Origin of the sequence: Heliophilum fasciatum (assembly GCF_004341395.1) — a bacterium.
GTDB classification, from domain to species: Bacteria; Bacillota; Desulfitobacteriia; order Heliobacteriales; family Heliobacteriaceae; genus Heliophilum; species Heliophilum fasciatum.
This window is the reverse complement of the sequence record NZ_SLXT01000052.1, coordinates 1-5,456: the sequence shown is the minus strand read 5'-3', so window position 1 is coordinate 5,456 and position 5,456 is coordinate 1. Positions and strand designations below refer to the sequence as shown.

The 5,456-nt window shown below is 37.3% G+C and carries 7 protein-coding genes; 5 read left to right on the top strand and 2 right to left on the bottom strand.

Going from position 1 to position 5,456, the window contains the following annotated elements; genetic code table 11:
• Nucleotides 1-383 precede the first annotated feature (383 nt).
• Nucleotides 384-773: an STAS domain-containing protein gene (locus tag EDD73_RS14410; protein WP_131921115.1), complete on the bottom strand. Its 390-nt coding sequence runs from the start codon at nucleotides 771-773 to the stop codon at nucleotides 384-386.
• A gap of 562 nt (nucleotides 774-1,335) precedes the next feature.
• Entirely contained in the window at nucleotides 1,336-1,854 is a 519-nt protein-coding gene (locus EDD73_RS14405) for a heme NO-binding domain-containing protein (protein WP_131921113.1), read from the bottom strand.
• 510 nt (nucleotides 1,855-2,364) lie between these two features.
• Between EDD73_RS14405 and EDD73_RS15650 the strand changes: the two genes are divergently transcribed.
• The 5 genes from EDD73_RS15650 to EDD73_RS14380 all read left to right on the top strand — a co-directional run bounded on the left by EDD73_RS15650 (nucleotide 2,365) and on the right by EDD73_RS14380 (nucleotide 5,156).
• Nucleotides 2,365-2,634, top strand: coding sequence for a DUF2651 family protein (locus tag EDD73_RS15650; RefSeq protein ID WP_207668902.1), 270 nt, complete (start codon nucleotides 2,365-2,367; stop codon nucleotides 2,632-2,634).
• 14 nt (nucleotides 2,635-2,648) lie between these two features.
• Nucleotides 2,649-2,990, top strand: a complete 342-nt coding sequence (locus EDD73_RS14395) for a hypothetical protein (RefSeq protein WP_131921111.1) — start codon at nucleotides 2,649-2,651, stop codon at nucleotides 2,988-2,990.
• Between the two features lie 553 nt (nucleotides 2,991-3,543).
• Complete coding sequence (locus EDD73_RS14390; protein ID WP_131921109.1) at nucleotides 3,544-3,963, top strand: Lrp/AsnC family transcriptional regulator; 420 nt, start codon at nucleotides 3,544-3,546, stop codon at nucleotides 3,961-3,963.
• A gap of 321 nt (nucleotides 3,964-4,284) precedes the next feature.
• Complete coding sequence (locus tag EDD73_RS14385) at nucleotides 4,285-4,761, top strand: hypothetical protein (RefSeq protein ID WP_131921107.1); 477 nt, start codon at nucleotides 4,285-4,287, stop codon at nucleotides 4,759-4,761.
• An 83-nt stretch (nucleotides 4,762-4,844) separates the two neighbouring features.
• Nucleotides 4,845-5,156: a DUF3986 family protein gene (locus EDD73_RS14380; RefSeq protein WP_243116948.1), complete on the top strand. Its 312-nt coding sequence runs from the start codon at nucleotides 4,845-4,847 to the stop codon at nucleotides 5,154-5,156.
• Nucleotides 5,157-5,456: the final 300 nt, after the last annotated feature.

Genomic DNA, 5,456 nt, shown 5'->3' with positions numbered 1-5,456 from the left:
GATGGTGGCTCTCGTTCCGTGAACATGGCTCTATTTTCCCGTGAAGGTGGCTCTATTTTTCCGATAAAGTGGCTCTTTCACGCCGAAATACTCACTAGATTTAAGTAAAACAATAGTGGCATAAAACTGGTTATTATTGTCCTTATATCAGCTATACAGATATTATAGTAGTGAATCAAATAAAATTAAACTCTTTTCTTCTGGTAGGCTTCAAATAAATGCAGCCTTACATTCATGATGCTTGTTGCTGCTTCGGAATTTTGCTGCTTCGGAATGCCATAAACAGCTATGTCAAGAAAGGCGCGGTTCCGAAGCCTCAATAATTGATAAGGCGTGGCAGAACACTCTACCACGCCTTTTATTTATGATGATAAATTGTGAGTCTATCCCACTTTTAATATTCGATCAAGTTTCTTAAATCGTATATTTTCTGCCACAACAGAGGAAACGTTAGTTATGCGAAAATCAATATTATTCTTCAATGAAATTTGATGCATTTTTAAAAGAAAACTAATACCGCTTGAATGAATAAGTTGATTTCTCGAAAGGTCAATAATGAGAACATTCATGTTTTTAAGTAAAAACGAAAGATGCTCCTTTGCTTGAGTGCACAAATGATCAAGACTGGAATTTTGTAAATTCATTTTTAGCTGAATCGTAAGTTCATCGCCTTCGGACAGTAGATTCATTTGTGTCAAAATACAACAGTTTGATGGATCGAGTGCATTCCTGCAAGTGAGAATGAGTTCATCAGGGCTTAGCTGTCTCTTCATATGTTGCTCCCTTTTTCATTCTATTTATTTTAATACTACAGGTAACATCGAGTATAGGCAATAGAAACATGGCGTTTTCATTGGAATTAATTCAATAGGAGAGATGATTTTGGCAAAGTATTTAATGAAAGCGCCCAGCCCCATTTACAACGGCGTAACCGAGACGGCTTAACGCTGATTCGCCTTGGCTATCAAATGGCAGAGGAAGCGCGACGGATGGATAAGTAGCGCGGCCACAGTAAATAATCGATAACTTCATAACTGGGCAGCGGGAGGGCTAACGCCTTTCCGCTTTTTTATCGTTGTGGGACTGTTAACCACTGTTGGGGCAAACCGTCCTTCCGGTGTTGACGCAATGAAGTTGATAGGGCAGCGAGTTTCAAATCCGCTGTCCCTTGGCGTCGGCCAGTGGTGGCCGCAGGGAGAGTATCGCTCTGTGAGGCGGGGAAGTCAATGGGGAGAAAAGTGAAAAAGGATCGCCTAGTGGCGGTCCTTTCAATTTCATAGTTTACTTTTAGAGCAAATATTAAATAATTATATTTTTTCGCTAAAGTTCTTAAGATTAGGGGAATACAATCTTAATTTCATTACTACTATTACAAGAAACCTGAAGAGTCTCTTTGTAATATTCACCTATGCCTTTAATGCAAGCAATTGCAATATCTACTAGGTTTCGTTGCGAGAAGTATGTCATTATTAATGTTTTATCATTTAGCCAATTATAATTAAATCTAGGTGGAGTTGATCCAGCCATACGTTGAGTCATTGTTACATGAATGGAATCCATTTTTAATAATAACTCTTTTGAATTTTTCGAACCAGTAAAGTAAAGTCGATACATGCGTGGTGCATACACGGTCGCCCAGTAGTTACCAAACATATCAATAACTTTGTTTTGAGATAGATTTAAAACTTTACTTGTGGTTTGAAAAATCTTCATCGTATCATCATCTGTCACATCTTGCACTGGTAGTAAAATTTTCAGGGAAACACCGGAATGTTGAGCGATCTCTTCCCACTTACTTTGGCCGAATTTTTGTGAAACCAATTCCTTTAAACAAATCGGAATAACGCCCTTCATAAAATCATCTCTTCTCAAATATAATCCCTATTACAATGTTATTATACACCAATAAAACAAAAATGGAACAAAAATCTTTGTATCCGAATATGGCATTAAGTAGGTCTATTCTATCGGTAATCATCAATAACCGAGGGTTAATGAATATTCAGCAGTTTCGGGTTAACAGCGTGATCATCGATGACCATGTCTGCTTTCTTTCCCGCCAGCGGCTAACGTTGGCTACCGCCCCCGTAATCTCCGCCCCTCCGCCGAAAACCGCCCCACGCGTGCCCCGTTACGCCCGCTTCGATCTCGCCCTAAACTGTTTCCCCCAGTAACTCTACAGCATCAAACCTGTGCCATCCCGTGGCCACACGTGCCAACTGGCTAAGATTAGGCAATAATTGTGAGGATTGAGGTACCGATTACTTCGGCAACGGAGGGCTATTGTTTTTTCTTTATCACGAGAATCCATTGTGTTACAATTTATCTAGATAATATTAGATATGAACCGAAAGAAGTGATTGAATGGAACTTTTTAGTATCAACCACAACCCTTTTGGAATGGTACTTGTCATTTTGCCGTTGTTCACTTTTATTGCATCTATTGTTGTGAATATTATATTAAAAAACAAATTAATTGTTGTTAGTCTTGTTTCTGTTATTTATCTAATTGCTACTTTTACTATATTCAACTCTTCATTTTTAATATGGTGTTTGGTTTATACAATTATTTCTTTAATAGGAACATATGTTGCTGATGGTATAATTCATTTATGGTCTAAACATCATTGGTAGAACGATGAACAACCTTGGTTTTTGTGGAGAGGGGTTTGGTGGATTTGGCATCATATTTATTAAATAGCTTGTTTATCTTGCTTGGCATAGTAACCATACTAATTGGCGAATATATACCGGAAAAAAAGATAATGCCGAAAAGAGCAAAATACAAAATAATCGATTTTAAAAATTACATCAAAGCATGTAGGAAAATTTTTTATTGGATAGGAATTTACTATGTACTATTAGGTTTTTTATTGCTGTTAAAAAAAGATTGGATCACGTTTTATGGTATATTTGAATTGTTAATGCCGTCATTAATTGGCTTGTTTCTTTCACCAACATGGCGAAAATATACCGAACCATTAGAGTGATTTGAAGGGGGAGCAGCGTCATCACTGCTGGCCATCGTAGCCACTGTGTTTCCGCAACAGGGAAGCACCGTAACCCCCGTCGTCCCCGCGATAACCACTGCATCAAACGTCGCCCAAAAGTATACCCTCGGGCTCTAACCCGAGATTATTTAACTGTTTTGAAACCCCGTAGGAGTCACGTTAGGCATCTAACCTGCTGTACCCGCAACGCCTACTTGCCAGGAACCCGATATGATTATAGTCGGGGCGACAGGACTTAAACCTGCGGCCCCTTTGCTGTTGTATCGTTGTCAAGGACTAAAAGACGGTCTTACCCAACAGGAGTTCAGAAAATTAAAAAGATAATAATTCTCCGTCTTTAGGAATCCATACTCTATTAGATAATCCCTGGCCATCCAGCGTTATTTTTATATCATCTCTTGTTTCTAAGCAATGATTAAAGGCTTCTAAGTGAACAACGACTACGTTCATATCTGGGAGCTTTGAAAAAAACGATGGACCGATGAAAGGAATTGGTTCATTTTCATTTCGTCTTGAAAGGATTTGAATTTGAATGCTCGATCAAACTGATCTCGAAATACTTCAACTTTTACGCAAAAACTCCCGAATGCAGTGGAAAGAAATTGGAGAAATAGTGCACATGACTGGGCAGGCAACTTCTGGTCGCATTCGTCGTCTAGAAGAAATCGGAATCATAGAAGGTTATACTGTAAAAATTAACGAAGAAAAATTAGGCAGAATAATTTTAGCTTTGATTACGGTGTTTATGAAGAGTAATGATCACAGATCTTTTCAAAATTTTGTCCGCCAAGAAGAATCGATTGTGGAATCTCATCGGATTAGTGGAGATGGGTGCTATTGGCTTAAGGCACGAGTAAAGAGTCAAAATGATCTTGAAAAGCTGTTAGACAATATTTTACGCTACGGAAACTATCGACTTCAAATTTCCATTTCTGAAATAACAAATAAGTAGATTATCTTATAAACACACGCCGCAACAAAGCAAGGACATTCATTTTGGCTTTAGCCGCGTATCACGTTATGAATATGGGGTATCGTCTTCGGCGCTAGACCGCTGCCATCGCTGCCACCGGTTTTGAGCTTGGCGTTATACATCCGCTGAATGGGCAGAAATATAATACTTTCATTTATTGGTTGACGGAGGTTATTACGGTTGGTATGATGCAAATATCAGCGATTATAGTGATATTTCGACAGCCCCGTTTTTCAGCAGTGGAGGAAAGGCGGGGTTGACTGTTTTTGTAAAGGGATGAGGAGGGATGGGGCACTTTTTTTGCCCGTAAAAATGAATCCAAGAAATAAAAAATTACTATATTTGGTTGTAATCTATTTATTAACTTTGCAAATAGGTTGTTCACAGTTAGACGTTGCTGTGAATATGAGTGATAAAATCAATAGAAGTCTTGAAAGAATTACTGAAAATGAGTTTGTAGAAATGAAGAACCTTACAGATGATTATGATTGGGACACAATGCACGTTATTCTTCCGTATACTAACCTTGATGAGTATATGAAAAAATGTAAAGATGACGGTTATACGTTAAGTTGGTATGGTAATAAAGATGTTAAAATTGAATATGATGATTCTGTCGTCTTGTTGCTATTTGCTTCAGGGCATAAAGTATCAGTATATGCAGAGATAGACCGAGAAAAGTGTCCAATACCATTTGTAGATATAGTTAATGAACTTGGGAAAAATAAGTTTTATATTGACGATTCTAAATTTAGAATAAGTAAAAAAATCAATTAAAAGTGCAGTAGTTGTGTGCAAAGGCGTTAGTGTTAGCGATACTTGTCGGCATGAGGTAGAATAGGATGAATTACACGGTGAGTATGTGTCAAAAACATAGCACCTATGATGATATAAGACATTTCCATATAGGTTTTTATTATGAAGAGATTAATTTTGAAGCAGTTGCTTTCAATTTAATCGATACATGTGAATGGCATTTGTATTTCTCCTTTGATGACTATGGGTTAGTCGTACCTGAAGAATGTATTCACTCGCCTAGAGATGAATATTATGGTTACTTTATATTTTCAATAATTACACAAAAACCTGAAAATGACTTAAAACTCGCATTTGAAAATTGGGGGATGCTTTATCTTGGAATAAACGTTTATTCGAGTTCACCGGTAAAATAATTGAAAAAAATCGGTGGGGTGAAAGACTTAGAATTGAGTATAAAGGTTTGGGTTTTTATAAAAAGAGTTATTTCTGTAATCTTATCGATTTTATATCTGGCTTATATCGTTTATAAAGCCCCGGTTTTTACAGATCTAACGGTCAAAAATAGCATTGATTATTTGTTGGTTTTAATATTTGGCTGTGATTTTGTTTATAGATTACTAGAGTCTGTCTAAAAACCTCCGCATCCCAAGGGTCGATTCATAAAACTCAGTATTCAATGGTATTTTGTGCCATTTAAAGGTATTTTGGCTTCG